Raw genomic sequence first — 20,071 nt, forward strand, 5'->3', positions numbered from 1 at the left:
CGTTCCGGGGGGAGCGACGGACGGCCTCGGCCGGAGCGACACCCGGTGACCCGCGCCGCGACCCTGCGGCCCGGACGCCGCGCCGGAGGCTGTCGGTGCTCTCCCCGTCACGGTGCATAATTATTGAAGAGCATGCATAAAATTGAGCTAGAGTGGGCCGTATGACGTTCAGCGCAGCAGTGTCGGGAGCATCCGGGTACGCCGGGGGAGAGGTCCTCAGGATCCTCGCCGGCCACCCGGGGATCGAGATCGGGGCCGTGGGGGCCCATTCCAACGCCGGTCAGCGGCTGGGGGAGCTGCAGCCGCACCTGCACTCCCTGACCGACCGCGTGCTCGTCGACACCACGGTCGAGAACCTCGCCGACCACGACGTCGTCTTCCTCGCCCTGCCGCACGGTGCCTCGGCCGCGATCGCCGCGCAGCTGCCGCCGGAGACCGTGGTGATCGACGCCGGGGCCGATCACCGGCTGGAGTCCGCCGAGGACTGGGACCAGTTCTACGGCTCGGCCCACGCGGGGACCTGGCCCTACGGGCTGCCCGAGCTGATCGTCGACGGGGAGGGCACCCGCCAGCGCGAGCAGCTGCGCGGGGCCACGCGCATCGCGGTGCCGGGCTGCTACCCGACCAGTGCCCTGCTGGCCCTGGGGCCGGGCTTCGCGGCCGGGCTCCTGGAGCCCGAGGACGTCGTGATCGTCGCCGCCTCGGGCACCTCCGGCGCGGGCAGGGCCGTCAAGCCGCACCTGCTCGGCTCCGAGGTGATGGGCTCCATGACCCCCTACGGGGTGGGCGGGGCGCACCGGCACACCCCCGAGATCGAACAGGGCCTGTCCCGGGCCGCGGGCGAGCGGGTGCGGATCTCCTTCACCCCGACCCTGGCGCCCATGCCGCGGGGCATCCTCACGACCGCGACCGCCGGCGTCGCCGAGGGGGTCACGGCGGCCCAGCTGCGGGAGGCCTGGGAGGGCGCCTACGTGGCGGAGCAGTTCGTGACCGTCCTGCCCGAGGGCTCGTGGCCGGCCACGAAGTCGGTGGCCGGCTCCAACCACGCCCAGCTCCAGCTGGCCCTGGACCCCCGCGCGGGCCGGGTGGTCGTCACCTGCGTCATCGACAACCTCGTCAAGGGCACCGCCGGCGGTGCCGTCCAGTCCATGAACCTCGCCCTCGGTCTGCCGGAGGACACCGGCCTGAACCTCCAAGGAGTCGCACCGTGAGAACGTATCCCTCCCAGCAGCCCGCCGGCACCCTCCAGGTGGACACCGGCCGCGGAGTGACCGCGGCCCAGGGCTTCCGCGCCGCCGGCACCGTCGCCGGGTTCAAGGACTCCGGCGGCCCCGACCTCGCCCTCGTCGTCAACGACGGACCGCAGCACCACGTCGGGGCGGTCTACACGACCAACCGGATCACGGCCGCCCCCGTGCAGTGGTCCAAGGCCGCGACCGCCGACGGACGGGCCGCCGCGGTGGTCCTCAACTCCGGCGGGGCCAACGCCTGCACCGGGCCGCAGGGCTTCCAGGCCGCCCACCGCACCGCCGAGCTCGTGGGCGAGGCGCTCGGCGTCGGGGCCGGCGACGTGGTGGTGTGCTCGACCGGGCTCATCGGCGTCCAGCTGCCCATGGACGTGATGGAGCGCGGCCTGCCCACGGTCGTCGAGGCCCTGGGCGGCGACGACGGGTCCGGGTCCGCCGCCGCCCGGGCCATCATGACCACCGACTCCGTGTCCAAGCAGGCGCCTACGTCCGCGACGGGTGGACGGTCGGCGGAATGGCCAAGGGCGCGGGCATGCTCGCCCCCGGACTGGCCACGATGCTCGTGGTCCTCACCACCGACGCCGAGCTCTCCTCGGACGCCCTGCAGTGGGCCCTCGAGGACGCCGTGAAGGTCACCTTCAACCGCACGGACTCCGACGGCTGCATGTCCACCAACGACACCGTGGTGCTCCTCGGCTCGGGCGCCTCCGGGGTCACCCCGGACGAGTTCGAGTTCAGCCAGGCGGTGACGGCCGTGTGCCACTCGCTGGCGCAGCAGCTCATCACGGACGCCGAGGGCGCCTCCCACGACATCGCGATCACCACGGTCAACGCGGCGACCGAGAAGCAGGCCGAGGACGTGAGCCGCTCGGTGGCCCGCTCCAACCTGTTCAAGGCGGCGATCTTCGGCAACGACCCCAACTGGGGGCGCGTGCTGTCCGCAGTGGGCACCACCGACGCCGCGTTCGACCCCGACAAGCTCGACGTCACCATCAACGGGGTGACCGTGTGCCGCAACGGGGCGATCGGGGACCCCCGGGAGGGCGTGGACCTCGCCGCCGACCGACGGGTCAGCGTGCTGATCGACCTCCAGGCCGGGGACGCGGACGCGACCGTGTGGACCAACGACCTCACTCACGACTACGTCGAGGAGAACAGCGCCTACTCCAGCTGACCGCCCCACCGCCCACCGCCCACCGTCCCACCGCCCACGGCGCAGGAGAACCATGCCCCACCCGAGTGACCCGACCCGCTACGAGACCGCCCAGCTGAAGGCGAGCACCCTGATGGAGGCCCTGCCCTGGATCCAGCGCTACGCCGGCGCCGTGATGGTCTTCAAGTACGGGGGCAACGCCATGGTCTCCGAGCCGCTGCGCGAGGCCTTCGCCCAGGACATGGTCTTCCTGCGCCACGTCGGCGTCCGGCCGGTGGTCGTGCACGGCGGCGGCCCGCAGATCAACCGGATGCTGGAGCGGCTGGGCATCGCCTCCGAGTTCCGCGGCGGACTGCGGGTGACGTCCCGCGAGGCCGTGGACGCGATCCGGATGGTGCTCACGGGCCAGGTCCAGCGCGAGCTCGTCTCCCTGCTCAACGCCACCGGCCCCTACGCCGTCGGGCTGTCCGGGGAGGACGCCGAGCTCTTCCGCGCGGTGCGCCGGGGCACCGTGGTGGACGGCGCCGAGGTGGACCTGGGCCACGTGGGCGAGGTGGTCGGCGTCAACGCCGAGCCCATCACCCAGCTCCTCGACGCCGGGCGGATCCCGGTGATCTCCTCCGTGGCCCCCGAGGTCGACGACGCCGGCCGGCCGACCGGGGAGATCCTCAACGTCAACGCCGACACCGCGGCGGCCGCGGTCGCCGTGGCCCTGCGCGCGGAGAAGTTCGTGGCGCTCACCGACGTCGAGGGCCTCTACGCGAACTGGCCCGACCGGGACTCCCTCATCGCCTCGCTGTCCGTCTCGGAGCTGCGGGCCATACTCCCGGGCCTCCAGGCGGGGATGATCCCCAAGATGGAGGCGGCCCTGCGGGCCGTGGAGGGCGGGGCGCGCCGGGCGTCCATCGTGGACGGGCGCAGCCCGCACACGTGCCTGCTCGAAATCTTCACCGACACCGGCATCGGAACCCAGCTCGTCCCCGACCACGGAGCCTCGTCATGACCGCCACCCAGCACGCCACCTCCCGCTACTCCGCGCAGACCGCCCTGCTCGGGGAGTACTCCGACTCGCTGCTCGGCGTCTTCGGCAGCCCCTCCCTCGTGCTCACCCACGGCCACGGCGCGGTGGTCACCGACGCCGACGGCCGGGACTACCTGGACCTTCTGGCGGGCATCGCCGTGAACGCCCTCGGCCACGCCCACCCCCGCTGGGTGGAGATCGTCTCCCGCCAGCTGGCCACGCTGGGCCACGTCTCCAACTTCTTCACCTCGCCGCAGCAGATCGCCCTCGCCGGGAAGCTGCTGTCCCTGGCCGGGGCCCCCACCGGGTCCCACGTGTTCTTCGCGAACTCCGGGACCGAGGCGAACGAGGCCGCGTTCAAGCTCGCCCGGCGGCACGGCCAGGAGCACCCCGGCCCGGACGGCCGGCCCCGCAGCACGGTCCTGGCCCTCGAGTCGGCCTTCCACGGGCGCACGATGGGCGCTCTCGCCCTGACCGCCAAGGAGGCCTACCGGGCGCCCTTCGAGCCGCTGCCCGGCGGGGTGCGGCACATCCCCGCCACGGTCGAGGCCCTCGAGCAGCACCTCGACGGGACGGTCGCCGCGCTCGTCGTGGAGCCGGTGCAGGGCGAGGCCGGTGTGCGCGAGCTGCCCGAGGGCTTCCTCCGGCGCGCCCGGGAGCTGACCCGCCGGCACGGTGCGCTGCTCGTCGTGGACGAGGTGCAGACCGGCGTGGGCCGCACCGGCCGGTGGTTCGCCTCCTCGACCGAGCTCACCGGGGACGACCTGCCGGACGCGCTCACCCTGGCCAAGGGGCTGGGCGGGGGCTTTCCGATCGGGGCGATGCTCACCGTGGGCCCCGAGGTCTCGGCGCTGCTGGGCGCCGGCCAGCACGGCACCACCTTCGGCGGCAACCCGCCGGCCACCGCCGCGGGACTGGCCACCGTCACGGTCATCGAGGAGGACGGGCTGCTCGAGCACGCCCGCACGGTCGGCGCCCTGCTCGGCGACGGGCTGCGCGCGGTCCCCGGCGTCGGCGAGGTCCGCCAGCGCGGCCTGCTCATCGGCGCCGACCTCCTCGTCCCCGAGGGCGCCGCCGCCCCGTTCGGGCCCGCCGTGGTCGAGGCCGCCCGGGAGGCCGGGTTCATCGTCAACGCCACCGGCCCCGCGACCCTGCGCCTGGCCCCGCCCCTGATCCTCACGGAGGAGCAGGCGCGCACCTTCCTCGAGGCCCTGCCCGGGATCCTGTCCACCGCCACCACCGCCGTCGCGGCCCCCGCCGCGTCCCCGGCCGGCACCCCTCCGGCCGCCGTCCCAGCGAAAGAAGCATGAAACCGTCCATGACCCCCCGCCACTTCCTCGTCGACACGGACCTCACCCAGCAGGAGCAGTCCGAGGTGCTCGAGCTCGCGCTCGCCCTCAAGGCCGACCGCTGGGCCCACCGCCCCTACGCCGGCCCGCAGACCGTGGCCGTCGTCTTCGACAAGACCTCCACCCGCACCCGGGCCTCCTTCTCCGCCGGGATCGCCGACCTCGGCGGCAACCCCCTGATGATCAACCCGGGGGAGTCCCAGCTGGGCAAGGAGAGCGTGGCCGACACGGCGCGCGTGTTCTCCCGCATGGTCTCCACGATCGTCTGGCGCACCTACGCCCAGTCCGGGCTCGAGGAGATGGCCGCCGCCTCGGACGTGCCCGTGGTCAACGGTCTCTCCGACGCCTACCACCCCTGCCAGATCCTCGCCGACCTGCTTACGGTCCGCGAGCACCGGGGCGACCCCGCCGGGCTGACCTTCGCCTACCTCGGGGACGCCGCCAACAACATGGCCCACTCCTACCTGCTGGGCGGGGCCACGGCCGGCATGCACGTGCGGGTGGCCGGGCCGCAGGGCTACCTGCCGGACCCCGACGTCGTCCGGGCCGCCGAGGAGCGGGCCGCCCGGACCGGCGGGTCGGTGCGGGTGACCACCGACCCGGCCGAGGCGCTCGCCGGCGCGGACGTGGTGTGCACCGACACCTGGGTGTCCATGGGCCAGGAGGCCGAGACCGAGGCCCGGGCCCGGATCTTCAGGCCCTACTGCGTGGACGCCGCCGCCATGGCCCGGGCCGATCCCGGAGCGCTGTTCCTGCACTGCCTGCCCGCCTTCCGGGGATCGGAGGTCGCCGCGGAGGTCATCGACGGCCCGCAGTCGGTCGTCTGGGACGAGGCCGAGAACCGGCTGCACGCCCAGAAGGCGCTGCTCGTGTGGCTCATGGCCCGGTCCGGGCGCTACGACCTCGGCGCCGCCCGCTCCCCGGGCCTGCCGGCATGAGCATCCCGGCGACCAAGACCGCCCGTCAGGCGCGGATCGTGGCCCTGGTGACCGGCGGCGCCGTCCACTCCCAGGCCGAGCTGGCGGCCCTGCTGTCCCAGGACGGCGTGCAGGTCACGCAGGCCACGCTCTCCCGCGACCTCGTCGAGCTCGGCGCCGTCCGGGTCCGGGACGGGTCCGGCGCCCTCGTCTACGCGGTGCCCCAGGCCGGGGCCGACCGCTCACCCGCCGCCGGGATCACCCAGGAGGTGCTCGACGCGCGGCTGGCGTCCCTGTGCCGGGAGCTGCTCGTCACGGCCGAGGCCAGCGCCAACCTCGTGGTGCTGCGCACCCCGCCGGGGGCCGCCCAGTACTTCGCCTCCGCCATCGACACCTCCGTGCTCCCGGCGGTGCTCGGGACCATCGCCGGCGACGACACGATCATGGTGGTCTGCCGGGAGGCCGACGGGGGCGAGGCCGTGGCCCGCCGGTTCCTGGACCTCGCCGACTGAGCCCCGCCCGCCGGTCCCCGCCCCTGTGCCGGTGGACGGGGTGGACGGACAGGGGAGGCCGGACGCGGACACGGGCCGGGCCCCGTCCGGTTGGGTGCAATGGCCACCACGTCGCCCGCTCCGGATGGAACCCCGTCATGCCGGACCTGGCGTCCCTGCTCGCCGACACCGCCGCCCGCCACCCGGACCGCCCGGCCGTGGTGCTGGACGACCGCGTCCTCGGCTACGCCGAGCTCGACGCGTTCGCCGCCCGGGCCGCGGGGCTGCTGCACGCCACCGGGGTGCGCGCCGGGACCGGGTGGCGCTCATCGCACCGAACGTCCCGCAGATGCCGATCGCGTACTACGGGATCCTGCGCGCCGGAGCCGCGGTCGTCCCGCTGAACCCGCTGCTCACCCCCCCCGGGAGCTCACCCACCACTTCCGCGACGCCGAGGTCGCCGCCGGCTCCGGGCAGGAGCTCCCGGCGGCGGATCCGCTGCCCGGGGTGGTGGAGCGCGCGGCGGACGACATGGCCGTGCTGCGAGCGGACCGCGTCCTTCCCCGCGCTGCGGGCCGCGATCTCCGGCGGGGCCGCGCTGCCGGTTGAGGTGCTCCGGCGCTTCGAGGAGGCGTTCGGCACCCGCCTGCTCGAGGGCTACGGGCTGTCGGAGACCTCCCCGGTGGTGTGCTTCAACCGGTTCGAGGGCCCGCGCCGGCCGGGCTCCATCGGCACGGCGGTGCCCGGCGCGGACCTGCGGGTGCTGGACGACCGGGGGCGTGAGCTGCCGCGCGGGGAGGTGGGGGAGCTGGCCGTGGCCGGCCGCTACGTGATGGCCGGGTACTGGCGCGACCCCGCGGCCACGGCCGCCGTGCTGCGGGACGGGTGGTTCCGCACGGGCGACCTCGCCCGCGTGGACGAGGACGGCTTCTGCTCCATCGTGGACCGCAAGAAGGACATGGTCCTGCGCGGCGGCTACAACGTCTATCCCCGCGAGGTCGAGGAGGTGCTGTACGAGCACCCCGCCGTCTCGGAGGTCGCCGTGGTCGGCGTCCCGGACGCGGCGCAGGGGCAGGAGGTCGCGGCGTTCGTGGTGCTCACGACCGAGCCCGCCGCGGACGGCGAGCGCCTGGTGCCCGAGCTGCGCTCCTGGGTGCGCGAGCGCCTGGCGGCCTACAAGCGCCCACGGCTCCACCGGATCGTCGGATCCCTGCCGAAGGGGCCCACCGGGAAGATCCTCAAGCGCGAGGTGGAGCGGCTGGGCTAGCGGCCGGCGTACTCCTCGAGCACCGGGAGCAGGTCGGCGCGCTCGAAGACCCGGGCGAAGTCGGCGGCGGAGTGGGCGCCGGCCGTCTGGGAGGCGCCGGCCTCCAGCAGTGCCCGGACGACGGCCTCGTTGCCCCGGAAGACAGCGCTCAGCAGCGCGGTCTGGCCGTTGTCGTTGACCCGGTCGGGATCCGCCCCCGCCTCGAGCAGCGCCGCGACGGTGTCCTCCTGCTGGTGGTAGGCGGCGAGGATGAGCAGGGTGTCGCCCTTGCCGTTGGTGAGGTTCACCGGGACACCGGCGCGCACGGCGGGCAGCAGCTCCTCGGTGCGGCCCTCCCGAGCCATGTCGAAGAGGGTGAGCACGTAGGCCATCTCCTCCTCGGTGAGCTGGGCGGCGGCCGGATCCTGGGGCGGCTGGGGGGTCTCGGTCACGGCGGGTCCTTACGGGTCGGCGGGCAGGTGCTGCTCGGGCAGTTTATCGGGGCCGGCGGCACTCGGGCACATCGCGGTATCCGGGTCTTGACGTTGCAGTAACTGCCTGGCACGCTCGTGTGACACAGCTCACCCCGCCCGTTCCTCGCGCCGGTGCCCGCGCACCGGGGATCCGGAGTCCCCATGACCAATCTCGCCACCCTCCTCACCGACTCGGCCGCCGCGGCCCCCGACGCCCGGGCGATCGTGCTCGACGACCGGGTGCTGAGCTACCGGTCCCTCGACGACCTCTCCGCGCGGGTGGCCTCGATGCTCTGCGCCCGCGGCATCCGGCCGGGTGACCGCGTGGCGATGATCCTGCCCAACGTCCCGCACATGCCGATCGCCTACTACGGCATCCTCCGCATGGGCGGCGTGGTCGTGCCGCTCAACCCCCTGCTCAGCCCCCGGGAGCTGGCCTACCACTTCCAGGACGCCGAGGTCTCCCTCGTGCTGGTCTGGGAGGCCATGGCCGAGGCCACCCGCACCGCTGCCGCGCAGCTGGAGCGGGAGGTGCCCGTGGTCGAGGTGACCGCCGCCGGGACGCTCCAGAGCCTCGGCGAGGTGCCGCCGATGCCGGAGCTCGCCGAGCGGGCCGACGACGAGCCCGCCGTCCTGCTCTACACCTCCGGGACCACGGGCCGGCCCAAGGGCGCGGTGCTCACCCACCACAACCTGCGGACCAACGCGGAGCTCTCCGCGAGCCTGTTCAGCACGGGGCCCGGGGACGTCATGTTCGGCGGGCTGCCGTTCTTCCACGTCTTCGGCCAGACGGTGGCGCTCAACGGCGTCATCGCCTCCGGGGCCACGGTCACGCTGCTGCCCCGCTTCGATCCCGCCAAGGCCCTGGAGATCCTCGTCCGCGACGAGGTGACGATCTTCGCCGGAGTGCCCAGCATGCACATCGCGCTCCTGCACGCCGCCGGCGAGGGACCCGTCGAGGTGCCGCACCTGCGGGCGGGGGTGTCGGGCGGCTCCCCGCTGCCGGTGGAGATCCTCGAGCGCTTCGAGCGGGTCTTCGGGGCCCCCATCTACGAGGGCTACGGCCTGTCGGAGACCTCCCCGGTGGTGTGCTTCAACCAGGAGGCGCACGGCCGCAGGCCGGGGTCCATCGGGACCGTGGTGCGCGGGGCGCAGCTGCGGGTGGTCGACGACCGGGACGAGGACGTCCCCGTCGGCGAGATCGGGGAGCTCGTGGTGGCCGGCGAGTACGTGATGGCCGGCTACTGGCGCAACCCCGAGGCCACCGAGGCGGCGATCCGCGACGGCTGGTTCCACACGGGCGACCTCGCGCGCGTGGACGAGGACGGCTTCTACTACATCGTGGACCGCAAGAAGGACATGGTGCTGCGCGGCGGCTACAACGTGTACCCCCGGGAGATCGAGGAGGTCATCTACCAGTTCCCCGGGATCGCGGAGGCCGCCGTGGTCGGAGTGCCGGACGAGACGCTGGGCGAGGAGGTCGCGGCCGTCGTGGCCTTCCGCGACGTCCCGGAGGCCGGGACGGAGGCCAGGATCGACGAGCTGGACGCCTTCGTGCGCGAGCGCGTGGCCAAGTACAAGCACCCGCGCTACTACAAGGTGGTCGACGAGCTGCCCAAGGGGCCGACCGGCAAGATCCTCAAGCGCTCCCTCGACCTGGAGGGCGCCGGGCGCCGCGGCTGAGCCCGTTACGCCGGAGGGCCCGACCGCGCATCGCGGTCGGGCCCTCCTGCTGCTGCCCCCGGCGCTGCGCCGGCGGCACCGATCCGGCCGGGGCCCGCGCGGGGCCCCGGCCCGTGGATCAGTTGGCCATCATGGCCGGGTTCGCCTGGGGCTCGCGCTCCACGGACACGTGCTCGTTGGGCACGCAGTGGGTCATGGTCAGACCCTCCACGTTGCGCGGGCCGTTGTTGCCGAGGTTGGCCACGCGCTGCTGCTCCTCCTCGGTGAGGCGCTGGGTGGGCAGCGGGCCCAGGTCCTTGACGTCCTCGAGGGACACGCCGACGCCGTCGCCCACGCGGCGGCCCATCTCGTCCTCGACCATGTAGAAGTGCCAGACCATGCGCTCCTGGATCGGGCGGTCGCACTGGGACAGCGCGTCGACCAGGTTGGCGATGAGCTCCTCCTTCTCCCAGTCCTCCTGGAGCTGGAAGCGCTCGCCGGCCTGCTTGTAGTCGTTGGTCCGCTCGATCTGGGCGCGGGTCAGGCGCGCGTTGATCTGCGGGCCGACCTCGGGCCGGTACCCCTCGGGCTTCGGGGTCTCCTGGACGCCGCCGATGATGGACGGCTCGTAGTTCACGTGCGGGTTCTGCCCCGGAGCGTGGTCCACGGCGTAGGCCATCTGGCCGTCGCGCTGGGTGGTGGCCACCGGCGTCTTCGGCGCGTTGACCGGCAGCTGCAGGTAGTTCGGGCCCACGCGGTAGCGCTGGGTGTCCGAGTAGGAGAAGGTGCGGCCCACGAGCATCTTGTCGTCGGAGAAGTCCAGCCCGTCCACCAGCACGCCTGTGCCGAAGGCGATCTGCTCGTTCTCCGCGAAGAAGTTCTCCGGGTTGCGGTTCAGCACCATGCGCCCGACCGGCTTCGGCGGGAACAGCTCCTCCGGCCACACCTTGGTGTCGTCCAGCGGGTCGAAGTCCAGCTCGGGGTGGTCGTGGTCCTCCATGACCTGGACCTGCAGCTCCCACTCGGGGTAGTCGCCGGCCTCGATCGCGTCGTAGAGGTCCTTGGTGTGCGAGCCCAGGGTCTGGGCCTGGATGTTCGCCGCGTCCGCGGAGGTCAGCGACTTCACGCCCTGCTTCGGGATCCAGTGGTACTTGACGAGCACGGACTCACCGGCCGCGTTGACCCACTTGTAGGTGTTCACGCCGAAGCCCTGCTGGTGGCGGTAGTCCGCCGGGATCCCGCGCGGGGAGAACAGGATCGTGATCATGTGCATCGCCTCGGGCGACTGGCTCCAGAAGTCGAAGGCGCGGTTGGCCACGGAGGCCTCGAAGTTCACGGGGTCCGGCTTCTGGGAGTGGATGAAGTCGGGGAACTTGATGGCGTCGCGGATGAAGAACACCCCGAGGTTGTTGCCCACGAGGTCCCAGTTGCCGTCCTCGGTGTAGAACTTCACGGCGAAGCCGCGCGGGTCCCGGGCGACCTCGGAGGAGTCGCGGCCGCCGGCCACGGTGGAGAAGCGCAGGGCGACGTCGGTGCGCTTGCCGGCCTCCTGGAAGAGCTTGGCACGGGTGTACTTGGCGATGGGCTCGTCGCCGTACTGGCCGTAGGCCTCGAAGTAGCCGAACGCGGTGGTGCCGCGGGCGTGGACCACGCGCTCGGGAATGCGCTCGCGGTCGAAGTGGCTCATCTTCTCGAGGAACGCGTAGTTCTCGAGGGTCGCGGGCCCGCGCGAGCCGACGGTGCGGGTGTTCTGGTTGTCGTGGACCGGGTGGCCCTGACGCGTGGTGAGGGTCTGCTCGGGAACGTTCGTCATGGGGTTCCTCTCGGGGTAGGGACCGGGTGTGCGGCACGGCCGGGACACGAGGGCCCCGGCGTTGCGGGTGGGCTCGTCCGGCACGGACGGGACCGTGCTCCCAGTATGTCGGAAGCGCCGGGCTATTGCTAGCGATTCATAATTGCGGTGGGTCGCCGGTCGTCCGGCCCGGCGTGCCGGACCTCCAAATGCATAAATACAACCGAGCGTGTATAGTCATGCACAGAGACGGGGCCCACGCCGTGGCGCCCGGACCACCGACGAAGGAGAACACCGTGACCGAGCGCGTAGTGCTGGCCTACTCCGGAGGCCTCGACACCTCCGTGGCCATCGGCTGGATCGGCGAGGCGACCGGGGCCGAGGTCATCGCCGTGGCCGTCGACGTGGGCCAGGGCGGGGAGGACCTCGAGACCATCCGCCAGCGCGCCCTGGACTGCGGCGCCGTCGAGGCCTACGTGGCCGACGCCCGCGACGAGTTCGCGGCCGAGTACTGCATGCCCGCCCTGCAGGCCAACGCCCTGTACATGGACGCCTACCCGGTGGTCTCGGCGCTCTCCCGGCCGGTGATCGTCAAGCACCTCGTGGCCGCGGCCAAGCGCTTCGGCGCCTCGACCGTCGCCCACGGCTGCACGGGCAAGGGCAACGACCAGGTCCGCTTCGAGGTCGGCATCCAGACCCTGGGCCCGGAGCTCAAGTGCATCGCCCCGGTGCGCGACCTCGCCCTGACCCGCGACAAGGCCATCAACTACGCCGAGAAGCACGACCTGCCGATCGTCACGACCAAGAAGAACCCCTTCTCGATCGACCAGAACGTCTGGGGCCGTGCCGTGGAGACCGGGTTCCTCGAGGACATCTGGAACGCCCCGACCAAGGACGTCTACGACTACACGGACGACCCCACCTTCCCGCCCCCGGCCGACGAGGTCGTCATCAGCTTCAAGGGCGGCATCCCGGTGGCCCTGGACGGCCAGCCCGTCACCCCGCTGCAGGCCATCCAGGAGATGAACCGCCGCGCCGGCGCCCAGGGCATCGGCCGGATCGACATCGTCGAGGACCGGCTGGTGGGCATCAAGTCCCGCGAGGTCTACGAGGCCCCCGGCGCCATGGCCCTGATCGCCGCCCACCGCGAGCTCGAGAACGTCACGGTCGAGCGCGAGCAGGCCCGCTTCAAGCGCACCGTCAACCAGCGCTGGACGGAGCTCGTCTACGACGGCCAGTGGTTCTCCCCGCTGAAGCAGTCCCTGGACGCCTTCATCCAGGACACCCAGAAGCACGTCGACGGCGACATCCGGATGACCCTGCACGCCGGCCAGGCCACCGTCACCGGGCGCCGGTCGAACACGTCCCTGTACGACTTCAACCTCGCCACCTACGACGAGGGGGACGCCTTCGACCAGTCCCAGGCCCGCGGGTTCATCGAGCTGTTCGGGATGTCCTCGAAGGTCGCGGCGTCCCGCGACCAGCGCCTCGCGGCCGAGGGCAAGTAGCCCGGGAGCACGTAGGCTCGTGCCGAGCAGGAACGGGCACGACGACGGAGGGCCCCATCCCGGCGGTGGGGCCCTCCGCGCACGCCGGGGGACCGCACCCGGTCCGCACCGACGGTACCGCCAGGACGGCAGAAACCGCCAGGACGGCAGAAGGAGAGACATGGCGCAGCAGGACAAGCACGGCACCAACGAGGGCGCGCTCTGGGGCGGGCGCTTCGCCGGGGGCCCGGCCGACGCCCTGGCGGCCCTGAGCAGGTCGACGCACTTCGACTGGCGGCTGGCCCCCTACGACATCGCGGGCTCGCGCGCGCACGCCCGGGTGCTGCACACGGCGGGGCTGCTGAACGGCGAGGAGCTCGAGGGCATGCTCGCGGCCCTCGACCGGCTCGAGGCCGACGTGCGCTCCGGCGCCTACACCCCCGCCCCCTCGGACGAGGACGTGCACGGCTCCCTCGAGAAGGGGCTGATCGAACGGGCCGGCCCCGAGCTCGGCGGCAAGCTGCGCGCCGGGCGCTCCCGCAACGACCAGATCGCGACGCTCGGGCGGATGTACCTGCGCGACCACGCCGCGATCATCGCCCGCAACGTGCTCGACGTGGTGCAGGCCCTCCTCGACCAGGCCAGGGCCCACCCCGAGGCGCCCATGCCGGGGCGCACCCACCTCCAGCACGCCCAGCCGGTCCTGCTGTCCCACCACCTGCTCGCCCACGCCTGGGCGATGCTGCGCGACGTCCAGCGGCTGGTCGACTGGGACGCCCGCGCCGCGGTGTCCCCCTACGGCTCCGGGGCCCTCGCCGGGTCCTCCCTGGGCCTGGACCCCGCGGCCGTGGCGGCGGAGCTGGGCTTCGACTCCGCCGTGCACAACTCCATCGACGGCACGGCCTCGCGCGACGTCTACGCCGAGTTCTCCTGGATCACCGCGATGATCGCGGTGGACATGTCGCGGATCTCGGAGGAGATCACCACGTGGGCCACCAAGGAGTTCTCCTTCGTCACCCTCGACGACGCCTTCTCCACGGGCTCCTCGATCATGCCGCAGAAGAAGAACCCGGACATCGCCGAGCTCGCCCGCGGCAAGGCCGGCCGGCTCATCGGCGACCTCACCGGACTGCTGGCCACGCTCAAGGGCCTGCCGCTGGCCTACAACCGGGACCTCCAGGAGGACAAGGAGCCGGTCTTCGACGCGATCGACCAGCTCGAGGTCCTGCTCCCGGCCGTCGCGGGCATGATCGGCACGCTGGACTTCAACACCCGGCGCATGGCCGAGCTCGCGCCCCAGGGCTTCGCCCTGGCCACCGACGTGGCCGAGTGGCTCGTGCGCCAGGGCGTGCCCTTCCGCGACGCCCACGAGATCGCCGGGGACGCGGTCCGGGTCTGCGAGCAGCGCGGGATCGAGCTCTGGGACCTCTCCGACGCCGACTTCGCGCAGATCTCCGCGCACCTGCACCCCGGAGTGCGGGAGGTCCTCACGGTCGGGGGCTCCCTAGCCTCGCGCAGCGCCCAGGGCGGCACCGCCCCCTCCGCCGTCGCCGCCCAGATCGGGGAGCTCGAGCGGCAGGTGGCCGAGGTCGCCGTGTTCTCGCGGCGGGCCCCGATCGTCGCCGGATGAGGCCCGGGGCGCGCGTGGAAGACACAGCGCTGCTCGCGCTGCTCTCGCGGCCGGCCCCCGAGGTCGCGCCGCGGCTGCTCGGCGGGCTCTTCGGCCACCGCGGCGAGGACGGCGCCGTGGTCGTGCGGATCACGGAGATCGAGGCCTACGGCGGGCCGGCCGGGTCCGACCTGCCGGACCCCGGCGCGCACACCTGGGGCGGCCGCACCGCGCGCAACGCCTCGATGTTCGGCCCGCCGGGCCACGTCTACGTGTACTTCACCTACGGCATGCACCACGCGGTCAACCTCGTCTGCCGGCCCGAGGGCGCGGCGGGCGGATGCCTGGTGCGGGCCGGTGAGGTCGTGGAGGGCGCCGAGCTGGCCCGCGCCCGCCGCGCCCGGGGCCGGTCGAGCCCCGTGCCCGACGCCGGACTGGCCCGCGGTCCCGGCAACCTGGCCAAGGCGCTGGGGATCGACCTCGGCCACGACGGCGCCGCGCTCGCGGCCGGGGACCCCGCCGCGGCCGGGTTCTTCCTGGTCCCGCCCGAGGGAGGGCGGCAGCCGCCGGTGGCCTCGGGCCCGCGCACCGGCGTGTCCGGGCCGGGGGGAACTCCCGAGTTCCCCTGGCGCTGGTGGATCCCGGGGGAGCCCTCCGTCTCCCCGTACCGTGCCGCCGTCCCGCGCCGGCGCCGCTGAGTCCGGCGGCCGGGCTCGGCGGACGCGCGGGACCGCTAGCATGACGTGCGTGAGCGAATCCGTTGAGCAGATGATCGAGCGCCTGTGCGTGAAGATCCCCGACTACCCGGAACCGGGGGTCCTCTTCCGGGACCTCACGCCCCTGTTCGCGGACGCCGCCGGCTTCCGGCGGACCATCGACGCCCTGGTGGACGCGTTCCGCGGCCAGTTCGACTACGTGGCCGGGATCGAGGCGCGCGGCTTCCTCATGGCCGGGGCCGTGGCCTACGCCGCCGGCGTGGGCCTGATCCCGGTGCGCAAGGCCGGGAAGCTGCCCCGCGAGACCTTCCGCGAGGAGTACGTCCTCGAGTACGGCTCGGCGGTGCTGGAGATCCACACGGACGACGTTCCCCGCGGCGCCCGGGTGCTCGTGCTGGACGACATCCTGGCCACCGGCGGCACCCTCGGCGCCACCGCGCAGCTGCTGCACCGGGCCGGCCTGCACGTCGCCGGGTTCGGGCTGGTCATGGAGCTCACGGACCTGCGGGGCCGGAGCCGCCTCGGCGGCCACCGTGTCCGGGCCCTGTACCGCGTCTGACCGGTGGCATCGTCCCCGGCGTTGCTCCTGTTACGCAACCTGCGGCGGCGCGACCGTGGGATCGCAGGGCGTACCGGTAGAATCGATGGTCTGTTCGATCCGGAACGAGGTGTCCACCCATGGCAGAGACTGTCGCCACGATGGCGGCCGAGCAACTTGCTGTCGAGCGCGCGTACGTCGCGATGCTCTACGACCGGCTCGACGAGCTGCGGGCCGAGAAGACGGCGGAGCTCGCGGCCGTGCGCCGCAGCGAGTCGGCCGGCAACCACCAGAACCGTGCGGAGCGCGACGCCTTCGCCTCCCACTACGAGGACCGCCTCGCCCAGCTGGAGGCCGTCGACCACCGGCTCGTCTTCGGCCGGCTGGACACGCACGAGGGCGACCGCCGCTACGTCGGGCGCATCGGCCTCGCCACCCGGGACCACCAGCGGCTCATGGTCGACTGGCGCGCCCGGGAGGCCGCCGCCTTCTACCAGGCGACCGCGCAGAACCACATGGGCATCCGCCGGCGCCGGCACCTGATCCTGGAGGGCCGCGACGTCGCCGCCCTGGAGGACGACGTGCTCGACCCGGAGATGCTCGACGACGAGGGCGTGCTCCACGGGGAGGGCGCCCTGCTCGCGGCCCTGAACCAGAAGCGCACCGGGCGGATGTCCGACATCGTCGCCACGATCCAGGCCGAGCAGGACAAGATCATCCGCGCCCCGCTGCCGGGCGTGCGGGTCGTCCAGGGCGGGCCCGGCACGGGCAAGACCGCCGTGGCGCTGCACCGGGCCGCGTACCTGCTCTACGAGCACCGGGAGCGGCTGCGCAAGGCCGGGGTGCTCATCGTGGGCCCGTCGTCGTCGTTCCTCTGGTACATCGAGCGCGTGCTGCCCGCGCTGGGGGAGACCGGCGTGGTCATGTCCTCGCTGGCCGAGCTGTTCCCGGGCGTCGCCGCCGTCCCGGAGCGGGACCCCCGGACCGCCCGGCTGAAGTCGGGCCTGGACATGGCCGACGTCATCGCCCGTGCCGTGCGCGACCGGCAGAAGGTCCCCGCCCAGGCGCAGGTGCTGCGCGTCGACACGCACCGGGTGACGCTGACCCCGCGCACCGTCAAGCGTGCCCGGGACCGGGCCCGCGCCACGGGCAAGCCGCACAACGAGGCGCGCAACACCTTCGTGAAGATCGTGCTGCGCGAGCTCACCGAGCAGCTCGGCGAGCACCTCAACACCACCAGCGGCAACGTGATGGACCGCTCCTACCTCGCGGAGGACATCCGGCAGGCCCGGGACGTGCGGATCGCCCTGAACCTCGCGTGGATGCCGCTGTCCCCGCAGACGCTGGTCGACCAGCTGTTCAGCAAGCGGCACTACCTCGAGTCGGCGGCCCCGCACCTGGACCCCGCCCAGATCGAGGCGCTGCTGCGCCCGGCCGGCAGCCCGTTCACGGTGGCCGACGTGCCGCTGCTGGACGAGGCCGCCGAGCTGCTGGGCGACCTCGAGCAGGCCGGGGTGCGCCGGCGGGCCGAGTCGGAGCGCGAGCAGCGCAAGGCCACGGACAACGCCGAGCGTGCGCTGCAGAACATGCACCAGAGCCTCGAGGACGTCGGCGCCGACGGCATCGTCACCGCCTCCCAGCTGACGGACTTCAACGCCGCGAGCCAGCACCGCATGACCGCGGCCGAGGCGGCCACCGCCGACCGCACGTGGGCCTACGGGCACGTCGTCGTCGACGAGGCGCAGGAGCTGTCCCCGATGCAGTGGCGGGTGCTGATGCGCCGGTGCCCCATGAAGTCCTTCACCGTGGTCGGGGACATCGCCCAGGCCGGCTCGGCCACCGCGGCGCACAGCTGGGGGGACGCCCTCGAGCCGTTCGTGGGGGAGCGCTTCGTCCTCGACGAGCTCACGGTCAACTACCGCACGCCGGCCGCGATCGCGGAGGCCGCCGTCGACGTCGCCCGTGCCGCCGGCCTGGACATCTCCGCGCCGCGGGCCGTGCGCGAGGGCGAGCCGCCGGTCGTCAGCCGGGTCGGCCCCGGCGAGGCGGTCGGGGCCGTACTCGACCAGGTCCGGTCCGAGCTCGAGCTCGTCAACGGGGGACTCGTGGCCGTGATCGTGCCCGAGGACCGCGTGCCCGAGATCGGCGCCGCCCTGGCCGAGGAGATGCCCGGTCTGGTCGGCGCCGGGGTGCGCCGCCTGGACCGGCAGGTCGTGGTGCTCTCCGCCTGGGACGCGAAGGGCCTGGAGTTCGACTCGGTCGTGCTGCTGGAGCCGCAGGCCCTGCTGGACGAGGTCGGCGGAGGGGTCGGCAACCTGTACGTGGCCATGACCCGCCCCACCCAGCGACTGCGCATCGTCGCGGCCGCCGGGCTGCCGGCCGGTCTCGACCGCTTCTGAGCCCGGACCGGGGACAGGGCGCGGACGGGATGCCCGTCCGCGCCTGGTACCTTGGAATCCGTGTCGCACGCAATTGATCTGAACTCCCAGCACAACGACCCGGCCTTCGCCAACATCTGGCAGGAGCTGCAGTGGCGCGGCCTGGTGCACGTGTCCACCGACGAGTCGGCGCTCGAGAAGTCGCTGTCGGAGGAGAAGGTCACCTATTACTGCGGGTTCGACCCCACCGCCGCGTCCCTGCACCTGGGCCACCTGGTCCAGCTGCTCCTCATGCGCCGGCTCCAGCTGGCCGGGCACCACCGATCGGGCTGGTGGGCGGGTCCACCGGGCTGATCGGCGATCCCCGGCAGACCTCCGAGCGGGTCCTGAACTCCAAGGAGACCGTGGCGCAGTGGGTGGACCTGCTGCGCGGGCAGGTCGAGCGGTTCCTCTCCTTCGAGGGGGAGAACCGGGCGGTGATGGTCAACAACCTCGACTGGACCTCCCAGCTGTCGGCCATCGACTTCCTGCGCGACATCGGCAAGCACTTCCGGGTGGGCACGATGATCAAGAAGGAGATCGTCGCCAAGCGGCTGAACTCGGACGAGGGCATCTCCTACACCGAGTTCAGCTACCAGATCCTGCAGGGCCTGGACTACCTCAACCTCCACCGCGAGCACGGCTGCACCCTGCAGACCGGCGGTTCCGACCAGTGGGGCAACCTCACCGCCGGCACCGAGCTCATCCGCAAGGTCGAGGGCACGGCGGTGCACGCGATCGGGACGCCGCTGATCACCAACTCGGACGGCACCAAGTTCGGGAAGTCCGAGGGCAACGCGGTGTGGCTGGACCCGGAGCTCACCTCGCCGTACGCCTTCTACCAGTTCTGGCTCAACACCGCCGACGCCGACGTGGTGGACCGGCTGAAGGTCTTCACCTTCAAGTCCCGCGCGGAGATCGAGGAGCTGGCCCGCCGGACCGAGGAGGAGCCCTACCGGCGCGAGGCCCAGAAGGTGCTGGCCTGGGAGGTCAACTCGCTGGTGCACGGGGTCGAGGCGACCGAGAAGGCGATCGCGGCCTCGGCTGCGGTCTTCGGCCGCGGTGAGCTGGGGCAGCTGGACCCCGGCACCCTGGAGTCGGTGGCGCGCGAGCTGCCCGGGGCCAGCGTGGAGGCCGGCCGGCTGCAGGTGGCCGATCTGCTGGTGGCCACCGGCCTGTCCGAGTCGAGGTCCGCCGCACGCCGCACCCTCAAGGAGGGCGGGGCCTATGTCAACAACGAGAAGGTCGTCGGTGAGGACGCCGAGCTGGCCTCGGACCAGCTCCTGCACGGGCGCTGGGCCCTTCTCCGCCGGGGCAAGAAGCACCTCGCCGCGGTGACCGTGCGCTCCTGAGCCACGGCCGTCCGCAGCCGGCGCCCCCGTCCGCGAACCGCGTTTGCGGCGCCCCGGACGGGGGTGTAGTGTTCATCGAGTCGTCAGGCGGGGCCGAGAGGCCGGCCGGCGGCAGTCCCGCAAAGAGCAGCCCGGCCGAGTGCCGAGTCAAGTTCATGCGGGAACGACCGTCCGAACGGGACCGGATCGGGGGCCAGCGTCAAGTTGACACTCCGAATACGGGCCGCGTAGGATAGATGAGCTGCCTCAGGCTGGGAACACTGGTTCCTAGACCGGGAGGCACGGATAAGATTCCACTCACGAGTTTCGGGGCCTTTCGGGTCCTGGTTCTTGGTCTGTTGTTTGAGAACTCAATAGTGTGCCATGTTTGTTGATACCGATTGTTTTATCGGTTGATGGTTGTCGTGCGCCTCGCCTCCGTGGGGTGGCGGCAGCTTTTCGGCCGGGTTCGAAATGTTTTTCGTTGTTTTTTGACGGAGAGTTTGATCCTGGCTCAGGACGAACGCTGGCGGCGTGCTTAACACATGCAAGTCGAACGATGATCTCCCGCTTGCGGGGGTGATTAGTGGCGAACGGGTGAGTAATACGTGAGTAACCTGCC

General features: G+C 72.6%; 15 protein-coding genes, 1 rRNA gene and 2 pseudogenes. 16 read left to right on the plus strand and 2 right to left on the minus strand.

Going from position 1 to position 20,071, the window contains the following annotated elements; translation table 11 throughout:
- Window positions 1-161 precede the first annotated feature (161 nt).
- The 8 genes and pseudogenes from argC (at window position 162) to BJF77_RS01245 (ending at window position 7,445) form a co-directional block, all read left to right on the plus strand.
- On the plus strand, window positions 162-1,211 hold the full coding sequence (gene argC, locus BJF77_RS01215) for an N-acetyl-gamma-glutamyl-phosphate reductase (RefSeq protein WP_075871051.1): 1,050 nt from the start codon (window positions 162-164) through the stop codon (window positions 1,209-1,211).
- A pseudogene (argJ, locus tag BJF77_RS01220) lies at window positions 1,208-2,421 on the plus strand (bifunctional glutamate N-acetyltransferase/amino-acid acetyltransferase ArgJ). Before argC ends, argJ begins: the two are co-directional and overlap by 4 nt.
- A gap of 52 nt (window positions 2,422-2,473) precedes the next feature.
- Window positions 2,474-3,403: an acetylglutamate kinase gene (gene argB, locus BJF77_RS01225; RefSeq protein ID WP_075871052.1), complete on the plus strand. Its 930-nt coding sequence runs from the start codon at window positions 2,474-2,476 to the stop codon at window positions 3,401-3,403.
- Entirely contained in the window at window positions 3,400-4,731 is a 1,332-nt protein-coding gene (locus BJF77_RS01230) for an acetylornithine transaminase (protein ID WP_075871053.1), read from the plus strand. The genes argB and BJF77_RS01230 overlap by 4 nt, the downstream gene beginning before the upstream one ends.
- Before the next feature lie 8 nt (window positions 4,732-4,739).
- A complete protein-coding gene (argF, locus tag BJF77_RS01235; RefSeq protein WP_369821340.1) occupies window positions 4,740-5,708 on the plus strand; it encodes an ornithine carbamoyltransferase in 969 nt (322 codons plus the stop codon).
- Entirely contained in the window at window positions 5,705-6,199 is a 495-nt protein-coding gene (locus BJF77_RS01240) for an arginine repressor (RefSeq protein WP_047803986.1), read from the plus strand. The genes argF and BJF77_RS01240 overlap by 4 nt, the downstream gene beginning before the upstream one ends.
- A 137-nt stretch (window positions 6,200-6,336) precedes the next feature.
- On the plus strand, window positions 6,337-6,582 hold the full coding sequence (locus BJF77_RS21235; RefSeq protein ID WP_255396071.1) for a hypothetical protein: 246 nt from the start codon (window positions 6,337-6,339) through the stop codon (window positions 6,580-6,582).
- Window positions 6,528-7,445, plus strand: a complete 918-nt coding sequence (locus BJF77_RS01245) for an AMP-binding protein (RefSeq protein WP_255396072.1) — start codon at window positions 6,528-6,530, stop codon at window positions 7,443-7,445. Before BJF77_RS21235 ends, BJF77_RS01245 begins: the two co-directional genes overlap by 55 nt.
- On the opposite strand, the gene BJF77_RS01250 is transcribed toward BJF77_RS01245, so the two are convergent.
- The gene (locus BJF77_RS01250) at window positions 7,442-7,876 is read right to left on the minus strand and encodes an ankyrin repeat domain-containing protein (protein ID WP_255396073.1); all 435 of its coding nucleotides are present in this window, start codon (window positions 7,874-7,876) and stop codon (window positions 7,442-7,444) included. The genes BJF77_RS01245 and BJF77_RS01250 overlap by 4 nt on opposite strands.
- A 183-nt stretch (window positions 7,877-8,059) precedes the next feature.
- Here BJF77_RS01250 and BJF77_RS01255 point away from each other — a divergent pair, with 183 nt between their 5' ends.
- Entirely contained in the window at window positions 8,060-9,580 is a 1,521-nt protein-coding gene (locus tag BJF77_RS01255) for a long-chain fatty acid--CoA ligase (protein ID WP_075871054.1), read from the plus strand.
- Window positions 9,581-9,698: 118 nt separating this feature from the next.
- On the opposite strand, the gene BJF77_RS01260 is transcribed toward BJF77_RS01255, so the two are convergent.
- Window positions 9,699-11,372 (minus strand): catalase, encoded by a 1,674-nt coding sequence (locus tag BJF77_RS01260; protein ID WP_075871055.1) that lies wholly within the window; start codon window positions 11,370-11,372, stop codon window positions 9,699-9,701.
- A gap of 275 nt (window positions 11,373-11,647) precedes the next feature.
- On the opposite strand from BJF77_RS01260, the gene BJF77_RS01265 reads away from it, so the two are divergent.
- From BJF77_RS01265 to BJF77_RS01295, 7 genes and pseudogenes are all read left to right on the plus strand, one after another.
- A complete protein-coding gene (locus BJF77_RS01265; RefSeq protein ID WP_047802156.1) occupies window positions 11,648-12,859 on the plus strand; it encodes an argininosuccinate synthase in 1,212 nt (403 codons plus the stop codon).
- Between the two features lie 160 nt (window positions 12,860-13,019).
- Window positions 13,020-14,468, plus strand: a complete 1,449-nt coding sequence (gene argH, locus BJF77_RS01270; protein ID WP_075871056.1) for an argininosuccinate lyase — start codon at window positions 13,020-13,022, stop codon at window positions 14,466-14,468.
- A complete protein-coding gene (locus BJF77_RS01275) occupies window positions 14,465-15,145 on the plus strand; it encodes a DNA-3-methyladenine glycosylase (protein WP_075871057.1) in 681 nt (226 codons plus the stop codon). Before argH ends, BJF77_RS01275 begins: the two co-directional genes overlap by 4 nt.
- 40 nt (window positions 15,146-15,185) lie before the next feature.
- On the plus strand, window positions 15,186-15,722 hold the full coding sequence (locus tag BJF77_RS01280) for an adenine phosphoribosyltransferase (RefSeq protein WP_238985967.1): 537 nt from the start codon (window positions 15,186-15,188) through the stop codon (window positions 15,720-15,722).
- 119 nt (window positions 15,723-15,841) lie between these two features.
- On the plus strand, window positions 15,842-18,100 hold the full coding sequence (locus BJF77_RS01285) for a UvrD-helicase domain-containing protein (protein ID WP_075871058.1): 2,259 nt from the start codon (window positions 15,842-15,844) through the stop codon (window positions 18,098-18,100).
- A 60-nt stretch (window positions 18,101-18,160) separates the two neighbouring features.
- Window positions 18,161-19,470 (plus strand): annotated as a pseudogene (gene tyrS / locus BJF77_RS01290) (tyrosine--tRNA ligase).
- A 470-nt stretch (window positions 19,471-19,940) separates the two neighbouring features.
- Window positions 19,941-20,071 (plus strand): 16S ribosomal RNA (locus BJF77_RS01295); the annotation flags it as partial.

It is taken from the genome of Kocuria sp. CNJ-770 (genome assembly GCF_001942375.1).
Taxonomy (GTDB): Bacteria; Actinomycetota; Actinomycetes; order Actinomycetales; family Micrococcaceae; genus Kocuria; species Kocuria oceani.

Bases quoted from the DNA above. Each gene is read 5' to 3' on its own strand.
- BJF77_RS01260 (WP_075871055.1), bottom strand. From the start codon at position 11,372: ATGACGAACGTTCCCGAGCAGACCCTCACCACGCGTCAGGGCCACCCG.
- BJF77_RS01230 (WP_075871053.1), top strand. From the start codon at position 3,400: ATGACCGCCACCCAGCACGCCACCTCCCGCTACTCCGCGCAGACCGCC.
- argF (WP_369821340.1), top strand. From the start codon at position 4,740: ATGACCCCCCGCCACTTCCTCGTCGACACGGACCTCACCCAGCAGGAG.
- BJF77_RS01280 (WP_238985967.1), top strand. From the start codon at position 15,186: ATGACGTGCGTGAGCGAATCCGTTGAGCAGATGATCGAGCGCCTGTGC.
- argC (WP_075871051.1), top strand. From the start codon at position 162: ATGACGTTCAGCGCAGCAGTGTCGGGAGCATCCGGGTACGCCGGGGGA.
- BJF77_RS01285 (WP_075871058.1), top strand. From the start codon at position 15,842: ATGGCAGAGACTGTCGCCACGATGGCGGCCGAGCAACTTGCTGTCGAG.
- BJF77_RS01275 (WP_075871057.1), top strand. From the start codon at position 14,465: ATGAGGCCCGGGGCGCGCGTGGAAGACACAGCGCTGCTCGCGCTGCTC.
- argB (WP_075871052.1), top strand. From the start codon at position 2,474: ATGCCCCACCCGAGTGACCCGACCCGCTACGAGACCGCCCAGCTGAAG.
- BJF77_RS21235 (WP_255396071.1), top strand. From the start codon at position 6,337: ATGCCGGACCTGGCGTCCCTGCTCGCCGACACCGCCGCCCGCCACCCG.
- BJF77_RS01240 (WP_047803986.1), top strand. From the start codon at position 5,705: ATGAGCATCCCGGCGACCAAGACCGCCCGTCAGGCGCGGATCGTGGCC.
- argH (WP_075871056.1), top strand. From the start codon at position 13,020: ATGGCGCAGCAGGACAAGCACGGCACCAACGAGGGCGCGCTCTGGGGC.
- BJF77_RS01245 (WP_255396072.1), top strand. From the start codon at position 6,528: ATGCCGATCGCGTACTACGGGATCCTGCGCGCCGGAGCCGCGGTCGTC.
- BJF77_RS01255 (WP_075871054.1), top strand. From the start codon at position 8,060: ATGACCAATCTCGCCACCCTCCTCACCGACTCGGCCGCCGCGGCCCCC.